The organism is Bacillus sp. DC4300-2b2, from assembly GCF_049895685.1.
GTDB lineage: Bacteria > Bacillota > Bacilli > Bacillales > Bacillaceae > Bacillus > Bacillus safensis.
Genome location: NZ_JAFCSW010000002.1, coordinates 786,791 through 806,827, shown reverse-complemented (window position 1 = coordinate 806,827; position 20,037 = coordinate 786,791). Strand labels below are relative to the sequence as shown.

The window sequence follows — 20,037 nt, the reverse complement described above, 5'->3', positions numbered from 1 at the left end:
CATACATAAAAAAGGAGCCAGCACATAAAAATAAACAAGATAAAAGGAAGGAGTGGACTAACGTGTCAACAAAGCAGCCGAAGAAAACATTGCCGCCTCAGCACCAAAATGAACGGCCGGGTCTTGAATATAAAATGAACCCTAGACCTGTCTTTGATCGTGAGGTGCAGAACAAAAAGTTAGCAGGAAAAACAGCCATTGTGACAGGTGGAGACAGCGGGATTGGAAGAGCAGTCTCTGTCTTATTTGCGAAGGAAGGTGCCAATGTCGCTATTGTGTACCTAAGTGAACATCGCGATGCCGAGGAGACGAAGGACTATATTGAGAAAGCGGGAGGCCGTGTCATCTTAATTGCAGGTGATTTAGGGGATGAGGCTTTTTCAAATGAGGTTGTCAAAAAAACAAAAGATGCGTTTGGTTCCATTGATATTTTGGTGAATAACGCCGGGGAACAGCACCCGCAAAAAAGCATTGAGCAAATTACCTCGCATCAGCTTCTTCGGACATTTCAAACGAATATTTTTGCGATGTTTTATTTAACAAAGGCTGTTCTTCCTCATTTAAAAAAAGGAAGCAGTATTATTAATACAGCATCTGTCACCGCCTATAAAGGGCATGAAACATTGATCGATTATTCATCTACAAAAGGGGCGGTCGTGACATTTACGAGATCATTATCCTTATCGCTCATTAAACAAGGGATTAGAGTGAATGGGGTAGCACCGGGTCCCATTTGGACACCGCTGATTCCATCAACCTTTACGGAAAAAGAAGTCTCTGAATTTGGTGGAAATGTCCCAATGGAGCGTCCTGGTGAGCCAGTAGAGCTTGCACCGAGTTATTTATTTTTAGCAAGTGAAGATTCATCTTATATGAATGGACAAATGCTCCATGTGAATGGTGGAACCATTTTAAATGGATAAACAAAAAACTTGCGGTAAAGAGACAAGTTGCTGTCTCTCTGCCGCAAGTAAAATCATCATGATTGATGTAAGCAGTGTTCTGCATATTGAGCTGACAAGTCATTGAATCGCTTTTCATCACGCTGATCCAGTGCCTTATCAATCTCTTCTCTTAGGAAGGTTAAGCGCTGTTTATAAAGCGCCTCATCTAAAACCATTTGAATATAGATGTCTAAAATGGTGACGCCGTTTTCTTCGGTTTTTTGGGTGTTGCGGGACTTCATGAGCTCAGCATACGTTTTTTTCTCTTTCATAAAGAATCCCCCCGATGCCTTTTTTATAGTATATGGATTGGCGGAGAAAAAATCAACAAGAATTTATAATTTTTAGACAATTTATTTTTGAGCAGAATCGACATCACTTGTCCAATCGACAGTATGTGATATATCTTTAAAAAAAGCTTTTCGATAGATCGAATGGACTAAAAAATATGATAAAAAGATGATTTTTAATAAATTTTGAAAAAATCCTGTCGTTTCTTATATGTTGGTGATAGATTAATAGTATCTTAAATAACCAAATATTAACACAGGAGGAAATGAAGTGTCAGGAATTAGTGAAACACCTCTAGATTCATACGTCATTAATCAAACAACAATGGCGGTCCTTTCAGTTGAAGAAGGAAAAAGAGTATATTCAAAAGTCATAGAAAGAGAGACAAGCTTTTACGTTGAATTAAAGCCCCTGCAAATTATTGAACGCAGCTGCAGATTCTTCGGCTCAAGCTATGCAGGCAGAAAGGCGGGAACATATGAAGTAACAGGAATATCTCATAAGCCTCCAATTGTAATTGACTCATCCAACCATCTGTATTTCTTCCCAACCTATTCATCCAACCGTCCTCAGTGCGGCTGGATCTCTCACAAATACATTCATACCTTCCAGGAATCATCCCTCGGAGACACGGTGGTCACCTTTACAAATGAGCAAACCGTCAAACTTGATGTCTCTTATAAATCATTTGAGAGTCAGGTGCACCGGACAGCATATCTCCGAACGAAATTTCAAGATCGTCTTGATGGAGGTCTGCCTAAGAAACAAGAATTTATGCTGTATCCAAAGGAACAGCAGCTCAATCTCGTATACGATTTTATATTAAGGGAGCTTCGTAACAGATATTAATCAAAAACCAGCGGCAGAGCAGCCGCTGGAACTCTTAACTAATATGGACTTCATGCAATGCAAAAAGGGGGACATACATCATAAAGATGAATTCATTGAAACCAAATACGTATGTCTCGTCGTCTATTGGTTGTATTGGGAAATGACAGGGAAATGTGAATCCTTAGACGTATTTTCATCCATTTACTCATAAATCACAGAAGTGACACGAGCTTGTCTGTTACAATAAAAGAAATCAATTCTTGCGAAGTATTTTTATGTAGTAAAGGATGCTTATATTTGACCGATATGAACGAATGGGATGAAGAAATGGAGGCTCTGTATGAAAAAACAATCACATTTGGTGCTGCTATTTATCCTAACAGTGACATTACTAGCAGCCTGTCAGCAAGCAGGTCAATCGCCTTCAAAACAAGACGCAAAAGAAGCTGCTTATGAACAATGGGTTCAGTCTTATATGGATGAGTTAAATGAATCTTATGAAAAGATGACCGATCAGTTTATCTCAGATGGACATGGAAAAATTCAAACAAATAAAAAATTGACAGAAGCGACGAAAGCATTTGATCGTGTGATTCAAAAAGGGCTTGATCATCAAGAAGTTCCAGCCGCTTATCAAAAGGCAGATCAACAATTAAAGACAGGTCTGGCTTCATTTGAAAAAGGGGTTAGTAAGGTGGAGAAGCTCTTGAAGCATCCCGATCAAGAAAAGCTGTTTATATCCGCTACCCATCATTTTCAGGATGGCTTGCAGCAGACAGCCGCATTTATTGAAGAAGTAGGTCAGATTCAGCAATCATCCTAAAAAGGCTTGGAAGGTTTACTTCCAGGCTTTTTTAGATGTGAAGTATTTTCTTTAAACGGCGAACGCCCTCTTGAATCATGCTTTCGTCCGTACAGGCGAATCCTAGCAGTAATCCTTTTCGATTGCTTTCAAAACAATAAGGACTTAATGGATAAATGCCAACGCCAGCTGCCTTTGCTGCTTCAATGCTTCCTTTTTCATCAAAGTCTGGTGTTCCTTCTAAAAAGACATGAAGGCCCGTATCGGTTCCATAGATACGGAAGTGTTTGTCAAATTGATGTGCCAAAAGGGCTTCCATCATGGCCGCCTGTCTTTTTTTATATAGCTGTCTCATTCGCCTGACATACCGGGTGAATTCTCCTTCTTTGAAAAAAGAAGCAAGTGTGATTTGTTCCATAATGGGCAGCTGTCTTTGAATGAGTGATTGCAGTGCGGCAATTTCTTTCATAACTGCTTTGGTGCCGATAATGGCAGCAAGACGGATGCCAGGCGCCAGCACCTTTGAGAAGCTTAAGATGTAAATCACATGCTCGGGTGCTTCTGAAAATAGGGAAGGGAGCGGCCCGCCATGGTAACGATAATCTCCATCAAAATCATCCTCTAATATATAAGACTGATGGCTGACAGCAAACTTTAGCAGCTGCTGCCTTCTATTTACACTCATACATACACCAGTTGGACGCTGATGGGAGGGCGTCACAGCAATCAGTTTTGTTCGCTGGGGCAATGTATTCACCACCATTCCTTCTTCATCAACTGGTGCGGGGTGAATGTTCATTTCGCGATGCATAAACGACAGCCTTGCCCCAGGAAAACCTGGATCTTCAACAGCTACTGTATCCCCTTTTTTAAGCAATACCTGTGAAATCAAATCAATGGCTTGCTGCGTGCCACCTGTTAACACCATTTGATCTTCTTCTACTTCAATCCCGCGCTCAACAGATAAATATTGGCGTATTTCTGAACGCACTTCCCATAATCCATGCGGGGAGGAATAGCCCCAATTCTTCATATCTAACCGCTGTAATGCTTTCATGAGCGAGCGTTTCCATATGTTTTGAAAGTGGTCATCGATCGCCGGTTCCTGATGACGAAAATCAATATCGAGCTTCTCATGAAATTGATTGGCTGACAGCCAATGATCCATTTGTTTTTCGGCTTCTTCAAAGTGAGGTCTTGTCGGAGGTGGGAAAGGTGGTTCACTTTGATGGGGAGTGGAAGCTGTATATTGATCACTTGAAATGACCTTTGTACCGCCTCTTCTAGATGTGCTGACGTAGCCTCTTGCCAGCAGCTCATCGTAGGCAAGCTGGACGGTTGATCTTGATACATTAAGCTCCTGTGCGAGCACTCTTGTCGGTGTTAACTGAACGTCGGGATGCAGTTTTTGTGAATGAATTTTTTGAATGATCTCATTTACGATTTGCTGCCAGAGCGGGGTGGCGCTTGAACGGTCTAAATGAATATACATCGTGCACCTTCTCTCGTTTTCACATCATAAGATGATGATGACACGGAATTATGGACTGGTCAATAGTGCTGTTTTTGGATGTAGGAAGTAAGCCAAATGGTGTGTACACTGTTCTCATATGCAATGACATAGAGGAGAGAGTCAAATGATCCCAGCATCCAAAGAAGAAACGGCACACTTATCCATGATCCCGTTTATTTTCGTTTTACTTGGTCTTTTTATGATTACGATTGCTGTGAATCTGCAAGTGCCCCTTTATACGGAATATGCAGAACAAGCAGGGTACGGAAAGGCGGCAACAGCACTTGTATTTGCCGCGTATGTCTTCGGTCTCATTCCAGTTTTGCTTTTTCTTGGCGGTATTTCTGACCGGGCTGGACGCAAACCGATTTTATTGGTTGCGCTTAGCTTTTCGTTATGTGCCACTTTGTTGATGATTGTACATCCTTCCATACAGATGCTTTTTGCTGCCCGGCTGCTGCAAGGTGTCGGTCTTGGTCTTAGCGTTGGAACATGCACCGCATATTTGATTGCTTTATATCCTGAGAAATCAAGCTGGATTCCAACTTTTATTGCATTATGCAGTTCGGTTGGATTTGGGGGCGGTGCTCTTTTTACGGCACTTCTTTCTTTTCAGCGTGTGTCGCTCACGCCGCTTAGCTATTGGATTGTGCTGGCCTTTTTATTCTTAACTATTGTGGGTGTCTTCTTTTTCGTGCCGCCTGTCCAAGGAGATTCAGGTAAACCGATGATGAACATGCCAAGATTTCCAAAAGGAACAATGCCGGCGAATGCAGCCATTGCTATCGCGTGGTCGGTGTGCGGCCTTGTCATTTCAATTTTGCCAGCACAGCTTAAATTAAATGGTTATGAATTGTGGGTAGGACCGGCGCTCTTTTTGATTAATATGGCAGGTGTCCTGATGCAGACCTTTGTGCGCAAGATGAATAGCAGCACAGCGCTTCTTTTGGGGTTTATCTGTCTTCCATGCGGATATGGCGTCTTGCTATACGGTGCAAACAGCGGATCTATCTTCCTTGTGCTTGCCGGAACGATGCTGGCGGGTACTGCCTGCTATGGATTTACTTATTTAGGTGGACTTCAGCTCATTGTTGAGCGGGGGAAAAAAGAGGCGGCTAGAGCCGTTGCAGGCTATTACTTGTTTGCTTATTTAGGTCTTGGTATTCCAAGTGTGTTTGTTGGCCTCTTCGCTGATATTTACGGTACTCAGATCGTATTAACCCTCTTTTTCTTGCTCGTTTTGGCTGCCTGCCTCATTCTATTGATCTCAGCTGTCAGACAGAAACAAAAGTAAGGTGTCCGTCTTTCTCTTTCTCTTCCAATTCGTTTAAAATATAGAGAGGAGAGGGGAAGATGAACATGAAAAAAGTAAAGCTTGACGGCGTAGTGTGCAGGTCGCAAGAAGAGCTTCATGACCAGCTAAAAACCATTTTACACCTTCCTGATTATTACGGGAAAAACCTTGATGCTCTTTGGGACTGTTTGACAGGCGAGGTGACTCTTCCAGTAGAACTGACATGGGTGAATTTTCAAAAGAGCAAAGACGCTCTTGGTGATTATGCTGAGAGCTTGCGTCAGTTATTTCAAGAAGCAGAAGAAGAACTGAAGGGACAATTTCAATTTGATATTCAATCATGATGGAAAAAGCAGCCGCTTCCGCAGGCTGTTTTTTGATTTAAATTTGTATAGGTGAGCTGTCTGAAGTTTAAGATTGTGGATTCATAAAAATATGTTGTATGAAGGAAACTTTCATCAAAATATGTTATAGTGGGACCTACATTAATAGACTAAGATAGAGTGAGGGTTCGGAAAGGATGGAGGAAAAAACAAGATCAAAAAGAAGGCTGAGACCTTGGGTGAAAGCCGTGCTGTTTATGATGGCATTTGTCATGGTGATGGCAGTGTCCGTGACTGGATACGCATATTATAAAATTTCAAAAGCGTCGAATAAGGCGCAAGTATCATTAGAAAGAGGAGACACCTCGCAAAAGCGTGTGAAAGCTTTTGATCCAGGAAAGGACAGCTTTTCGGTGCTGCTGCTTGGAATTGACAGCCGGCCAGGTGAAACGGTAGATGAAGCAAGAAGTGATGCGGTCTTACTGGCGGCGGTGAACCGAACAGACAAAACCATTAAGCTTCTCAGTATTCCTCGTGATTCTTATGTGGATATACCGGGAAGAGGATATGATAAAATTGCTCACGCCCATGCGTTTGGGAGTGCAGATTTGTCAGTCAAAACAGTCGAAAACTTGTTGAACATCCCTGTAGACTATGTGATTTCAGGGAACTTTAAAGCATTTCAAGACATTGTGGATGAGCTAAATGGAATTGACGTAACGATTGAAGATGAAAGCATCGTAAAACAGATGGAAAAGGATTCAAAAGGAAAAGTTCAAGTGCAGACAGGCACTCATAGACTGAATGGCGAAGAAGCTTTAGCCTTTGTGAGAACGAGAAAAGCAGACAGTGATCTCATGCGCGGAAAGCGCCAAATGGAAGCACTTCAAGCCATCTTTGAAAAATCTAAATCGATTTCTTCGATTCCTTCATACGACAACATCATTGATACGCTTGGTGATAATGTCTCAACCAACCTTTCCATGAAACAGTTCATCGGTCTATTTCCATTACTGAGCTCATTGAAATCATTAGATACCATTCAGCTAAAGGGCCATGATTATCAGCCTGATAATGTGTATTACTTTGAGTTAGATGGACCAGGATTAGAAGAAGTCAGAACAGAGTTGAGAAAACAGCTTGAATTATCATAAATAAGAAGGAGCCTGCCGCCGCGGCAGGCTTTTTTTGCATGGGTATCGCGCCGTATTTCAGCCTATAGTTCATTTGTTTGTTGGAGAAAATATCGAGTTAGCAGTTCCTCTACCCGGTGACGTATACGCGGATTAAAGTATTTATGCTTTTCTTCATAGCCATTTATGATAAATAGATACGTTGTAAACCCTTCATCGTGTTCAATTTGCTGTACTTTCATATTTTCTTTACGTAAATGCTGCTTCAGTTCATAAAGTGCTTTCTGTGCTTCCTTTAACACAGAGGTCACAAGCTGAATGTATGGTTCATTTAATTTAAATGTTTGATGTTGTTTTAAGTGTGTCAGATCACGATTGAGGATGGAGATGACCATAGGAAGAAAGATGGCCTGTTCCATCATTTGAAGCTGTACTCTTGATAGTCTCGTCATGTCCAAGCCTGCTTTCTTTATAAATAGAACAAACGTTCTTGTTTATTATATCGAATGAGTCAAACAATCTCAAGGGGGGGCGAGTGGGATTTATTTGTATATTTTTATGTTTTCCATGTAAAATGAAATGTAGACAAACCTTGAAGGAGTCAAACAAGTTGACATCATTTCTTTCTCTATTTACTCATGAAAATATCACATCATTTTTTGAAAGCTACAAGGCCTTTGGACCAATTGTCGCTATCTTGCTTCCTCTGATTGAAGCATTTCTTCCGTTTTTACCACTCGTGGCGTTTGCGGTGGCAAATGCAAATGCATTCGGCCTTTGGGAAGGCTTTTTATTAACCTGGATCGGTGCAAGTGCAGGTTCTATTCTTGTCTTTTTACTGATCAGAAAATTTGGACAGATGAGAATGCTGAACTTTATTAGCAGACACCCTTCCATTAAGAAATTAATGCTTTGGGTAGAGAAACGGGGATTTGGTCCGTTATTTATTTTACTCTGCTTTCCTTTTACACCTTCTGCTGCCGTCAATGTGGTAGCAGGCTTATCAAGAATTAGCATGTGGCAATTTTCATTAGCTGCTTTAGCTGGTAAGTGTGTCATGCTCTTTATCATTAGTTTTATTGGTTATGACCTTTCTGCTTTAGTAAAGAATCCGTTAAGAAGTGTGTTTGCAGTTCTAGTTATCGTTTTATTGTGGTATGTTGGAAAGAGAGTAGAAAATAGGTTGAACATTCGAATGAGCAAGCGCGAGGACAAAGGAGGCTCTTAATGAAAAAGAAGCCATTGCTATGGTTGATGATCATTACATGCATCGTCTTATTGTTCCAGGTAAAGAATTTCCTGTTTGTGAAGTATAAAGTAGAAGGGGTTAGTATGGACCCCACATTTACAGATGGAACAGAATTATTAATCAACAAGTTCTCGCCAAAACTCACGAAAATTAGCCGGTTTGATTATGTGTTATTTCACGGGCCCAAAAATCAAATTTTGATCAAACGGGTCATTGGGCTCCCGGGAGAATCGATCAAGTATGTCGATGATCAGTTATTTGTCAATGGGGCAAAATGGAAAGAACCCTATTTAAAAGAGCAGAAAAAACATAAAATGGGGAATGTCCTGACAGGAGATTTTCAGCTGAAAGCCATCACAGGACATGATAAAATCAAAAAAAACCATTACTTCGTGATCGGAGATAACCGAATACATAGCTTCGACAGCCGGCATTTTGGAACGATTTCAAAGGATCAAGTAGTTGGTGTCAAAAGAAATAAGGATGAATAAAAAAGAGGCGCTCTGCACATGTGCAAAGCGCCTCTTTTTTTATTTTGCGGCTTTATATTCAGGATGTCTTTTTGCCCAGACATGATGTAAGAATCGAAAAAACGGTGGCAGCATAGCTATGACAAGAATGATTCTAACGACTTGTACAGCTACTACAAAGGTTGAGTCCTCATGGAGTGTGACTGCTGTTGTTGCCATTTCTGCAATACCGCCAGGCGAAAAGGCAAGAATGGCTGTAATGACAGAAATCCCTGTGACCTCAGCAATGGCAATTGAACTGAGAACCGTTGCAGCAATCAGTCCAGCTGAGCTGACGACAGCTACAATTAACGTATTTTTAAGCCCGACAAACATCTGTTTATTCATTTTTGAACCGATGGTTGCACCTAGAAATACCTGTGATGCGATATTCGCTTGTGCTGGCCAATAAGGAATCAAATCATGACCTATGAGCGCACCTGCACCTACTTGAAGAGCTGCAACTCCTAACATGCTGCCAATCAGCCAAGGGGCAGGGAAATGAAGACGAACCGCTAGGCGTGACATAAGCCAGGCACCTAAAATAAGTGCAGCAGTCCACGAGATGTTTGACAGGGTGAAAACACCGGATGAAAAGGCGCTCCCTTGAATACCTGCAGCTGCATCCGCTGGATTTTTTGTATTTAAATAGAACACCGTAAAAGGGATGGTGAGTACCACCATTAATACACGTGTTGTTTGTACGAGACTGACAACGGCTGTATTTGCTCCAACCTCTTGGGCAATCCCTGGCATAGCAGATAAACCGCCTGGTGCTGTGCCGACAAAGCTGGTCAGCATATCTGTTTTACTCAGCTTCCATAAGGCAAAGCCAGAGAGCATCGCCAGTAGAATAGAAAAAACGAGCATGAAACTCACAGGGAGCCAATGTTCAGCGAAAATATGAAGAACTTTCATGTTCATTTTTTGTCCGAGTTCGATTCCGAGAATAAATTGACCAAGGAGTAGCCATCTGCTGTGAATACGCAAGGTGTTGTTTCCTTTACGCTGAAACAGGGGGGGACGTCGCATGGCAATAAATGCAGCTGTGATTAATGTACCGATCATCCAGCCAATAGACATTCCTGTTAAAGACAAAAGAAATCCACCTAAACCGCTTATTGCGATCAAAATGAGATCGGTTCGAAGGCTCTTTCCTTGTTTCATCACATGTAAACCTTCTTCCTATAAATTTGTTCAGTAAGTGAAATGTTGTTATCTTCACTATAATACAAAAGTCTCTATAAATAAAATACGAATTTTTTTACCATTTTCATAAGATTATCTTATCGTGAATCTTACCACTTATTTAAATAAATAGGGATATAATTTTTACCTAAAAGAAAGGTAATATACAACGATTTTCCCCTATTTTTGTTATCAGTTGACTATCATTTTCAATTGCACTACAATGCTTAGTGTGAGGTGATAACATGAAAATTCCTTCTTTTAAATATAATGAAAAGGGATTGAATCGTTTTTTCGGTCCTTTAGAGGGAAGAATTATGGAGATCCTTTATCAAGGTGAGGATATGCCGATTAAGGAAGTGCAGCAGAAGCTGTCAGATGAAAAGCCGATTAATTTCAACACGGTGATGACTGTGCTGAACCGCTTAACCGAAAAGGGAATTGTGGAGAAGAAAACAAAAGGGCGTTCCTCTATTTATAATCCCATTTTAACAAAAGAAGAATTTCTAAATGAGCAGACAAAATGGATTACGCAAGGGCTGATGGACGATTTTGGGCCACTGGCAGTGAATCATATGGTGGATGCAATTGAAAGTGCTGACCCTGAATTACTCAAAGTGCTTGAAGCAAGGCTGGCATCCAAAAAAGAGGAGCAGCAAAATGAATAAAATGAAATCGTGCCTGCTATTTTTAGGCGGTATTTTGATTGGTTTAACGATTTTTTATCAGATGGGGTATTACGTGCTTTCAAGCTTTTTTGGCTGGAATCAAGCATATAATCTCATTCATGTATGCCAATCTGTTCTCGAATTCTATGGATTCACTCCTTTAAAATATTTTCTAGATGCTTTAGTCCTCTACACATTGGGATTTGCGATTTTCTATATGACGAAGCAAATCAAAACGTACATTCAATTCAAGCAAAATCTGATGCTTGCAGTCGATGACCAGTCGACCGAATATTTATCTGAGAAATATACAAACGACATTATTGTGTTTCATTGTCATGAACCGCTTGCTTTTGCCATGGGGATGCTTCATCCAAAGGTCTACTTATCAACGTCTCTCACGGACATGCTGGATGAAGAGGAAATTGACGCTGTTGTTCATCATGAATTGCACCACAAATACAGCTATGATCCTTTAAAGGCCTTCACATTCTCAATGCTCACAAAAGTTATTTGGTACATTCCAGTGTTAAAGCATATGAGACAAAGCTATTCCGTTTTTCGTGAAGTGATCGCAGATGACTATGCGATTCGGCAGACAGGCACTGAGCTTGGAGTAGGGCAAGCCCTTTTGAAACTCATTAAAAAGAGAACTCAGTTTCAAAAACAAACGAAGTTTGCAGTATCTTTTGGAGATCGGGCATTGAATTTAAGAATACAAAAGATCTTAAATCCAACATACAATATTCCTTTCAATGTACCCATTATTCCCATTGTCACATCAACCATTCTCATGGTGGTCTTAATGATTATGCTTAATCTAAATTACTAATTTTTTTACTTATTAACATTACATTATGTAGTGTAAAAACAGGAGGAAATCACTATATGAAAACGAATCAAGAAATAGGAACACTTTTCGTACGTGTTATTTTAGGTTTGATCTTCTTTCTACACGGACTTCAGGCATATCAAGGAGGTCTGGGAGGAACAGCGGCATTCTTTGGACAAATCGGTATACCGGAATTTATGGCCTATATTGTAAAGACAATTGAGCTGGTCGGTGGTATCGCCTTGATTTTAGGTCTAGGAACACGTATTTTCGCAGCGCTATTTGTACCAATTATGGCTGTGGCGATTATGACGGTTGGTTTTTCTAAAGGATTTGTTGGCGGTTATGAATTTGAACTATCGCTGCTTGTCATGGCGCTTTATTTAACACTTAGCGGCAGTAAGATGCTGTCCATTGATGGGCTGCTAAAACATCAGCAGCAAAGCAATGAAGCAAAATTTCATTAAACGATCATGAAAAAAACTCCTTCTGCTATGTGTGGCAGAGGAGTTTTTTTATTTATCAAATTGTCATTTTCACGTTTGAAAAAGGGAAAGAGGTGAGAGGTTTGCTGAAAATAGTTCTTTATTTTATAGATTGAATGAACAAAAAGACGATTTCATTTTTTTGACGGAACATACGATCTCCTATTAAAATAGGACTATCTAAGACACATGGTGCGTTAAAAGATATAAAAACCATACAGCATGCTGCTGTTCATCTTGAGCAATACGTTTCATCAGCTCTTTTGTTCCTTGATCCCGGACATAATCTGATATCGTTAAGTAAAAATCGACCGTTTTTTGTTCATCTTTAAATGCGAAATGAAGCCCTTCTCTAAATTGATCTGGACAAGGTTCTGTTACGCTTGGTTTGTGGTTTTTACCTGTTAAAGAATAATATAGCTTTGTAAATAGTTGATAGTGTCTGACTTCATCCTGGCGTATTTCTTGAATGATTTTTTTTGCCTCAGGAGTTTTTGCTCTTTGGGCAAGTTTTTCGTAGCATTGGATCGCAGAATATTCACCATTGATCGCTTTTTCAAGGTCTGAAATGATTCTTGTGTTTTGGCGCATGTCATATGGCGAGTAGTCATAATAACCGTAATACATGATATTGCCAGCCTCCTTTGAGTTCATGATGGTTTATGATATGAGAAGAATAAGGAAAGGTGCCTATATCTTTTTAGGAAGGAGAAGGGGAAAATAGCTATTTACTTTTATTTTCGCTAGAATATGAGTACATAAGAAAGGTGTTGTGGAGCGTGGAGATTCAGTTTTTAGCAGGCAGATCGGGGAGTGGAAAAACGACTGCAATCTTAGAGGAAATCAAAGAACAGCTTCGGCTTGATCCGTTGGGTCCGCCAATCATTTTTTTAGTCCCGGATCAAATGACATTCTTAATGGAATATGAGCTTGCAAAAACGTCTGAAGCTGGCGGGATGATCAGGGCCAAAGTATTTAGTTTCACGCGTCTTGCTTGGTCTATTTTACAGCAGACTGGCGGAGCGAACCGGCAATTTGTGACAAGCACAGGAATTCAAATGCTTTTAAGAAAAGTGATTGAAGAGGAGAAAGAAAAGTTTAAGGTATTCAAAAAAGCGAGTGATAAGCCGGGGTTTGTCGAGCAAATCGAAAAGACGATGGCTGAGTTCAAAAGATACTGCATGCTGCCGGAGGATATTGAAAAAATTTCATTATCGAGCATGCATTCAGAGTATACAGAAGAAAGGCGGGCAGGCGAAAAATTGCATGATCTGCATGTTCTTTATCAGCAGATGGAGCAGCATTTACAAGATGAATATGTGCACTCAGAAGACTATTTGACACTTCTCACGCAGCAAATTCCTTTATCTGAAGAAATAAAAGGAGCACACATTTATATAGATGGCTTTTATCAATTTACACCGCAGCAGCTTCTCGTTATTGAACAGCTTCTGCTTCATGCTGAGAAAATAACGGCTGCGTTCACAGTGGATCGTTCCTATCATGATAAGCAGCCAAATGAACTTGATTTATTTCGTATGACTGGTAAAACGTATTTCCAGCTCTATCAGCTTGCCAAAGAGTGCGGAGCGGCCATTTCCGAGCACATTTTGGAGAGAAATAACCGGCATCTTCATACGCCAGATCTTGCTTATTTAGAACGCCAATATGAGCAAAGACCGGTGCAGCCATATCAGGAAGTAACCCCTCATCTCACAGTGTCTAAAAGTGCGAGTAAACGAGCTGAAATTGAGGGAGTAGCGAGAGAAATTCTTCATTTAGTGAGAGAAGAAGGACTTAGACTGCGAGATATTTCAGTTGTCGCGCGGCATGTAGATGACTATAAAGATACGTTAAAAGAGGTTTTTCGAGATTACGATATTCCTTTTTTTATTGATGGAAATGAATCAATGCAGTATCATCCGCTCATTGAATTGATTCGTTCGAGCTTGGATGTCATTAAAGGAAACTGGCGGTATGAGGCCGTGTTTCGCTGCGTGAAAACAGAGTTCTTATTTCCGCTCGAGCTTGCCAAAAACAAAGCGAGAGAACAGGCAGATCAGCTTGAAAACTACTGTATTGCTTATGGTGTAAAAGGAGAACGCTGGACAAACGGCTCCCGTTTCCACTACAGACGATTCCAATCTTTAGATGAGGATTTTGGACAAACAGATCAAGAAATTGAAATGGAACAGATGCTGAATGATGTAAAGGAATGGATTGCACCTCCGCTTTTCCAATTGCAAAAAAGGCTGAAAAAAGCGCAAAAGGTAAAAGACATGGTGGCGGCAGTCTATGTCTTTTTAGAGGAAATACAAGTGCCGGATAAACTTGAAAAGGCTAGGCTGGAGGCAGAAGAAGCAGGTAGATTAGCTGAAGCCATGCAGCATGGACAAGTATGGGATGCTGTTATTCAATTAATGGATGAATTTGTTGAAATGCTCGGTGAGGAGGAGCTCTCATTTCCTTTATTCCAGCAAATGATGGATACAGGATTGGCCTCTTTAAAATTCGCTTTAATTCCGCCTTCACTCGACCAAGTATTTATCGGAAGTATGGATTTATCAAGAATGTATCAAGTGAAGTGTATGTTTATCATTGGGGTAAATGATGGCGTTATTCCCGAACGCCCTTCTGACGAAAGTGTTTTGTCTGAGGATGACAGGGAATGGTTAAAACGAGCAGGAGCAGAGCTGGCAGAGACAGGAAAGGAACGGCTGCTAGATGAGCAATTTTTAATTTACCAGGCGCTGTCGAGTCCATCTCGTCATTTGTATCTATCTTATCCAGTGTCAGATGAAGAGGGGCGCTCTTTATTGCCTTCGACTCTTATCAAGTATTGTCAGGAGCTTATGCCAAATCATCAGCATTCTTTGTATGTGTTAGACCCGGAACAGCTGGATGACGAGGAGCAATTAAAATTTGTAGCGAATGAGCATGTCTCGTTATCGTATACTGTCTCGCAGCTGCAGCAATGGCTCAATCAATATCCCATCAGTGGTGTATGGTGGAGTGTTTATAATTATTTGATAAAGTCAACTCATCGTGATGTATCAAAAAACATATTGTCGAGTTTGTTTTTTACAAATCGAGCAAAGCGCTTAAAACCAAACGTCACAAAAGAACTTTACGGTGATCACATTCAAGGCAGTGTTTCAAGAATGGAGAAATTCAATGCGTGTGCATTTTCTCACTTTGCTTCCCACGGCTTAAAACTAAAGGACCGGCAATTTTATAAATTGGAAGCACCCGATATCGGCCAGCTGTTTCACTCGGCTTTAAAGCATATTTCAGATACGCTTGTTGAACAAAAAAAGGATTGGAAAAACTTAACGAAGGATGACTGTGTCAATTATTCAAGACATGCAATCGAACAGCTTGCTCCGCGTCTTCAAAAGGAAATCCTATTAAGCTCTAATAGGCATGCTTATATTAAAGAAAAACTCCAGAAAATCTTGATTCGGGTCTCTTCTATATTAAGTGAGCATGCAAGAGTGAGTGGATTTTCTCCCGTTGGACTTGAGTTAGGCTTTGGCGGCCAAGGACCTCTTCCGCCGTTTACTTTTCAATTGAAAAATGGCTGTACGATGGAGCTTGTCGGAAGAATTGACCGGGTGGATAAAGCAGAAGGTTCAAAAGGGCTGCTGTTGAGAATCGTCGACTACAAATCGAGTGAGAAAGGTCTTGATCTAGCAGAGGTATACTATGGACTGGCCTTGCAAATGCTCACTTACTTAGATTTAACCATTACGTATTCGAAGGAATGGCTCGGTGTAGAAGCAACGCCAGCTGGCATTTTATATTTCCATATCCATGATCCGCTCATTCAAGCACCGATTCCGCTTGCAGAGGATGAAATTGAGCAAGAAATATTCAAGAAATTTAAAATGAAAGGTCTATTGCTTGAAGATGTAGAAGCAGTAAAGCTAATGGATCAAACGCTTGAATCAGGAAGATCACAAGTCATTCAAGCCGGCTTGAAAAAGGATGGATCTTTCCGTTCTGACTCTGCTGTTTTAAGTGAAGATCATTTCCATATACTCACACAGCATGTTCGGCGCACGTTTGAAGAGGCAGGCGAAAGAATTACAAATGGCGAGGTAGCTATTAATCCATATAAATTGAAGGATCAAACACCATGCCGCTTTTGTTCATTTAAGTCTATTTGCCAATTTGATGAATCGATAGAGGATAATGAATTTAGAGTGCTTTCATCTGAAAAGGATGATGTTGTGATAGACCGGATCAAAAAAGAAGGGGATCAGTATGCAAATACCAAAACCGAATAACAGTACTTGGACGGATGACCAGTGGGAAGCCATCGTTTCAGAAGGACAAGATATTCTTGTTGCGGCGGCAGCAGGGTCAGGTAAAACAGCTGTTTTGGTTGAACGGCTGATTCGAAAAATGACCCGTCCAGAAGATCCAGTTGATGTGGATCGTCTGCTCGTTGTGACTTTCACAAATGCATCTGCGGCAGAGATGAAGCATCGGATCACAGAAGCACTTGAAAAGGAATTAGCGAAAAACCCCGGGTCCCTTCATATGAGAAGACAGCTGTCGCTCATGAATCGTGCCAATATTTCTACCTTGCACTCCTTTTGTTTGCAGGTTCTGCGCACCTTTTATTATGAAATTGACCTTGATCCAGGCTTCCGTTTGGCTGATCAAACAGAAGGAGAATTATTAGGAGATGAAGTGTTAGATGAACTGTTTGAGGATGAATATAAGGCTGGAAAGCCATCGTTCTTTGAACTGGTTGATCGCTATACTTCTGACCGTCATGATTTAGACTTGCAATGGCTTGTGAAGAGAATTTATGAGTTTTCCAGATCTCACCCTTCACCTGAGCAATGGATGAGGGCATTTCTTTCTCTTTATGATGTAGATGCTCAAACAAAAGTAGAACAATTACCGTTTTATCCATATATCAAAGAGGACCTTTCTCTCGTTTTTCGAAGCTGTCTCGAACTACTCGAACGAGCTCTCGCCCTATCAAAAGAACCGGGCGGCCCGGCACCGAGAGCAGAAAATTTTATAGATGATTTAGAGCAAGTCAATGAATTAATCAGTCATCAAGATGATTTTGAGAAGCTTTACGAGCTTTTGCCAAACATCAATTTTAAAAGGCTCAAAACATGTAAAGGGGACGAATATGACCCTGTGCTGTTAGAAAAAGCCACAGATGCACGCAATCAAGCAAAAAAACAATTAGAAAAACTTAAAGATGAATACTTTATGCGCAGTCCAGCCCAGCATTTGAAGAGCTTAGCTGAAATGAAGCCGGTGGTCGAAACACTTGTGGAGCTTGTCATCCAATTTGGACAGCGTTTCGAAAAAGCGAAGCAAGAAAAATCAATCGTGGACTTTTCGGATTTAGAGCATTATTGCTTACGCATTTTAGCAGAGCAGGATGCGGAAGGAAATTTGATCGAAACAGAAGCGGCCAAGTACTATCAACAGCAGTTTGAAGAAGTGCTCGTTGATGAATACCAAGATACAAACCTTGTACAAGAAACGATTTTAAAACTTGTATCTAAAGGGGAACATGCCGCAGACGGCAACCTGTTTATGGTTGGTGATGTAAAGCAGTCCATTTATCGCTTTAGACTGGCTGAGCCCATGCTCTTTTTAAACAAATATAAACAATTTACACCAGACGGCAAAGAAACAGGGAAGAGAATCGATTTAAATAAAAACTTCCGCAGCCGTTCAGATGTGTTAGACAGTACGAACTTTTTGTTCAAACAGCTGATGGGGGAAACAGTTGGAGAAATTGAATATGATGAACAAGCTGAATTAAAGCTTGGAGCGAGTTATCCAGAAAGTAAAGATACAACGACAGAAATGCTTCTTGTCCATTTAGATCAACAGGAAGCAGAAACTGACGAAGAGCGAGAAGAGCTAGAGACCGTACAACTAGAAGCGAGAGTCATTGCTAAAAAAATAAGACAATTGGTGGAGCAACCATTTCAAGTGTACGATGCAAAACAGAAAATGACCCGTAACTTGCAGTATCGGGATATTGTGATTTTGCTTCGTTCTATGCCATGGGCCCCGCAAATGATGGAGGAATTGAAGAAACAGGGAATCCCTGTGTATGCGAATCTTTCCTCCGGTTATTTTGAAGCAACAGAGGTGTCTGTCATTCTTTCTCTGTTAAAAGTCATCGATAATCCATATCAGGATATCCCGCTTGCAGCTGTATTAAGATCACCACTTGTCCATTTAGACGAAAATGAAATGGCACTGATTCGCACGAGTGATAAAAAAGGCACTTATTATGATGCTGTGAAGGCATTTATGAGTGTGACTCATTCAGATCACCCTACATGCAAAAAACTAGAACGGTTTTTCAGGTTGCTGCGTAAATGGCGTGATTTCTCGATGAATCATTCAGTAGCGGAATTGATTTGGGAAGTATACCGCGATACGCAGTATCTAGATTACGTTGGCGGGATGCCTGGAGGCAAGCAGAGACAGGCGAATCTCCGCGCTCTTTATGATCGATCAAAGCAGTATGAAAAAGCTGCCTTTAGAGGACTGTTCCGTTTTCTTCGTTTTATCGAAAGAATGCAGGAGCGTGGAGATGATCTTGGTGCGGCAAAAACGTTCAGTGAAACAGAAGATGTTGTTCGCATGATGACGATTCACAGCAGTAAAGGGTTAGAATTTCCAATCGTCTTTACCGCAGGACTCGGCAGGAACTTTAATATGATGGACTTAAACCAGTCCTATTTACTTGATAAAGAGCTAGGCTTTGGAAGCAAGTATATCCATCCTGAGCTGAGAATTAGTTATGCAACATTACCGCTTGTAGCGATGAAAAAAAAGATGAGGAAAGAGCTATTATCTGAAGAGCTGAGAGTTCTATATGTGGCGCTCACAAGGGCTAAGGAAAAATTATTTCTGGTCGGCTCTGTGAAAAATCAGGTGAAAGCATTAAGCAAATGGCAAAATGCTGCAACCGGAGAAGATTGGCTGCTCCCTGATTTTGAACGTTATCAATCGAAAACATACTTAGATTTTATTGGTCCTGCTCTCATCCGTCACCAAGCAATGTCATCTATTTTAGAAGAAACAGGTGATGTTGTTCTTTCGCATCCATCAGCATTCACAATCTCATTTACTCAAGCTTCCGATCTTCTAAAAGAAGATATGTCACTTGAAAAGAAGCAGCAAGACGAGGTGGTACAAGCATTGATGGAAGGCCTGCCTGTTGAAGGATATGGTGATGCTGATGAGAAAGTAGCAGAGAGACTTTCATGGAGATACCCATATCTAGCAGCCTCACAAGTCGGCACAAAGCAGTCTGTTTCCGAGATAAAGAGAATGAAAGAAATACAGGATGAGTACAGTGTTCCTTCTTCTCTTCGAAAAGCCCGTGCCACGTTGTATGACCGGCCGGCTTTTATGAAGAAAAAAGCACTCACTGCCGCAGAGCAAGGCACCGCAATGCACACAGTCATGCAACATATTGCGCTTCCTTCTGACGAGCCCTATGATGATTCACGTATACAGCAGCTGCTTGATTCTTTACAGCAGCGAGACTTGCTAACAAATGAGCAAGTCCAGTCAATTGATCAAGAAGGAATTGCAGCTTTCTTCTCTACTTCTATTGGTCAAAAGCTGCTAAAAGCGGACTGGGTAAAACGAGAAGTGTCATTTAGTATGGTGTTACCTGTTAAAGAGGTATACAGCCACATTGATGCAGAGGGGGAGCCTGTCCTTATTCAAGGGATGATTGACTGTTTATTTGAAACGGACGGAAAACTATATTTACTAGATTATAAAACCGATAGAGTGCAAGGCCGATATACAGGCGGCCCTGAAGCTGCTGTGCCTATATTGAAAAAGCGCTATGAAACTCAAATAGCTTTATATGCAATAGCAGTAGAACGTTTAACAAACAGAACATTAGAGGAGAAAATTCTTTATTTCTTTGATGGGAATTTAGAAATTTCATTATAAATGT

18 protein-coding genes are annotated in these 20,037 nt (G+C 40.8%); 13 read left to right on the top strand and 5 right to left on the bottom strand.

The features are described from left to right. Positions 1-62: 62 nt before the first annotated feature. Entirely contained in the window at positions 63-923 is an 861-nt protein-coding gene (locus tag ACP69X_RS09085; RefSeq protein ID WP_411242366.1) for an SDR family oxidoreductase, read from the top strand. Between the two features lie 56 nt (positions 924-979). On the opposite strand, the gene ACP69X_RS09080 is transcribed toward ACP69X_RS09085, so the two are convergent. Beyond that, a complete protein-coding gene (locus tag ACP69X_RS09080) occupies positions 980-1,216 on the bottom strand; it encodes an IDEAL domain-containing protein (protein WP_008348804.1) in 237 nt (78 codons plus the stop codon). A 289-nt stretch (positions 1,217-1,505) separates the two neighbouring features. Between ACP69X_RS09080 and ACP69X_RS09075 the strand changes: the two genes are divergently transcribed. Both ACP69X_RS09075 and ACP69X_RS09070 read left to right on the top strand, forming a co-directional pair. After that, positions 1,506-2,084, top strand: coding sequence for a competence protein ComK (locus ACP69X_RS09075; protein WP_041089706.1), 579 nt, complete (start codon positions 1,506-1,508; stop codon positions 2,082-2,084). A gap of 322 nt (positions 2,085-2,406) precedes the next feature. Beyond that, positions 2,407-2,889 (top strand): hypothetical protein, encoded by a 483-nt coding sequence (locus tag ACP69X_RS09070; RefSeq protein ID WP_039177626.1) that lies wholly within the window; start codon positions 2,407-2,409, stop codon positions 2,887-2,889. Between the two features lie 31 nt (positions 2,890-2,920). Here the strand turns inward: ACP69X_RS09070 and ACP69X_RS09065 are convergent, their stop codons facing one another. Beyond that, positions 2,921-4,360, bottom strand: coding sequence for a PLP-dependent aminotransferase family protein (locus ACP69X_RS09065; protein WP_073979216.1), 1,440 nt, complete (start codon positions 4,358-4,360; stop codon positions 2,921-2,923). Positions 4,361-4,505: 145 nt separating this feature from the next. Between ACP69X_RS09065 and ACP69X_RS09060 the strand changes: the two genes are divergently transcribed. The 3 genes from ACP69X_RS09060 (at position 4,506) to ACP69X_RS09050 (ending at position 7,152) form a co-directional block, all read left to right on the top strand. Then, on the top strand, positions 4,506-5,675 hold the full coding sequence (locus ACP69X_RS09060; RefSeq protein WP_423359453.1) for an MFS transporter: 1,170 nt from the start codon (positions 4,506-4,508) through the stop codon (positions 5,673-5,675). A 65-nt stretch (positions 5,676-5,740) separates the two neighbouring features. Beyond that, positions 5,741-6,019, top strand: coding sequence for a barstar family protein (locus tag ACP69X_RS09055; RefSeq protein ID WP_075612369.1), 279 nt, complete (start codon positions 5,741-5,743; stop codon positions 6,017-6,019). A 176-nt stretch (positions 6,020-6,195) separates the two neighbouring features. Further along, positions 6,196-7,152 (top strand): LCP family protein, encoded by a 957-nt coding sequence (locus ACP69X_RS09050; RefSeq protein ID WP_423359455.1) that lies wholly within the window; start codon positions 6,196-6,198, stop codon positions 7,150-7,152. A 62-nt stretch (positions 7,153-7,214) separates the two neighbouring features. Here the strand turns inward: ACP69X_RS09050 and ACP69X_RS09045 are convergent, their stop codons facing one another. Beyond that, complete coding sequence (locus ACP69X_RS09045) at positions 7,215-7,583, bottom strand: hypothetical protein (protein WP_041089714.1); 369 nt, start codon at positions 7,581-7,583, stop codon at positions 7,215-7,217. A gap of 158 nt (positions 7,584-7,741) precedes the next feature. Here ACP69X_RS09045 and ACP69X_RS09040 point away from each other — a divergent pair, with 158 nt between their 5' ends. After that, a complete protein-coding gene (locus tag ACP69X_RS09040; RefSeq protein WP_024425492.1) occupies positions 7,742-8,359 on the top strand; it encodes a TVP38/TMEM64 family protein in 618 nt (205 codons plus the stop codon). Continuing rightward, positions 8,359-8,871, top strand: a complete 513-nt coding sequence (lepB, locus tag ACP69X_RS09035) for a signal peptidase I (RefSeq protein ID WP_041089716.1) — start codon at positions 8,359-8,361, stop codon at positions 8,869-8,871. The genes ACP69X_RS09040 and lepB overlap by 1 nt, the downstream gene beginning before the upstream one ends. A 39-nt stretch (positions 8,872-8,910) precedes the next feature. On the opposite strand, the gene ACP69X_RS09030 is transcribed toward lepB, so the two are convergent. After that, a complete protein-coding gene (locus tag ACP69X_RS09030) occupies positions 8,911-10,056 on the bottom strand; it encodes an AbrB family transcriptional regulator (RefSeq protein WP_075611183.1) in 1,146 nt (381 codons plus the stop codon). 266 nt (positions 10,057-10,322) lie between these two features. On the opposite strand from ACP69X_RS09030, the gene ACP69X_RS09025 reads away from it, so the two are divergent. The 3 genes from ACP69X_RS09025 to ACP69X_RS09015 are packed head-to-tail and all read left to right on the top strand — an operon-like array spanning position 10,323 to position 12,044. After that, positions 10,323-10,745 carry a BlaI/MecI/CopY family transcriptional regulator gene (locus ACP69X_RS09025; RefSeq protein ID WP_024425495.1) on the top strand — a complete coding sequence of 141 codons (423 nt, stop codon included), beginning with the start codon at positions 10,323-10,325 and terminating at the stop codon, positions 10,743-10,745. Continuing rightward, positions 10,738-11,577: a M56 family metallopeptidase gene (locus ACP69X_RS09020; RefSeq protein ID WP_426052618.1), complete on the top strand. Its 840-nt coding sequence runs from the start codon at positions 10,738-10,740 to the stop codon at positions 11,575-11,577. The genes ACP69X_RS09025 and ACP69X_RS09020 overlap by 8 nt, the downstream gene beginning before the upstream one ends. A gap of 56 nt (positions 11,578-11,633) precedes the next feature. Beyond that, positions 11,634-12,044 (top strand): DoxX family protein, encoded by a 411-nt coding sequence (locus tag ACP69X_RS09015; RefSeq protein WP_039177642.1) that lies wholly within the window; start codon positions 11,634-11,636, stop codon positions 12,042-12,044. Positions 12,045-12,242: 198 nt separating this feature from the next. On the opposite strand, the gene ACP69X_RS09010 is transcribed toward ACP69X_RS09015, so the two are convergent. Further along, positions 12,243-12,689 carry a ferritin-like domain-containing protein gene (locus ACP69X_RS09010; protein WP_338527657.1) on the bottom strand — a complete coding sequence of 149 codons (447 nt, stop codon included), beginning with the start codon at positions 12,687-12,689 and terminating at the stop codon, positions 12,243-12,245. Positions 12,690-12,841: 152 nt separating this feature from the next. Between ACP69X_RS09010 and addB the strand changes: the two genes are divergently transcribed. Together addB and addA are read left to right on the top strand one after the other, a co-directional pair. Further along, positions 12,842-16,351: a helicase-exonuclease AddAB subunit AddB gene (addB, locus tag ACP69X_RS09005; RefSeq protein ID WP_426052617.1), complete on the top strand. Its 3,510-nt coding sequence runs from the start codon at positions 12,842-12,844 to the stop codon at positions 16,349-16,351. Further along, positions 16,329-20,033, top strand: coding sequence for a helicase-exonuclease AddAB subunit AddA (addA, locus tag ACP69X_RS09000; protein ID WP_426052616.1), 3,705 nt, complete (start codon positions 16,329-16,331; stop codon positions 20,031-20,033). Before addB ends, addA begins: the two co-directional genes overlap by 23 nt. Positions 20,034-20,037 lie beyond the last annotated feature (4 nt).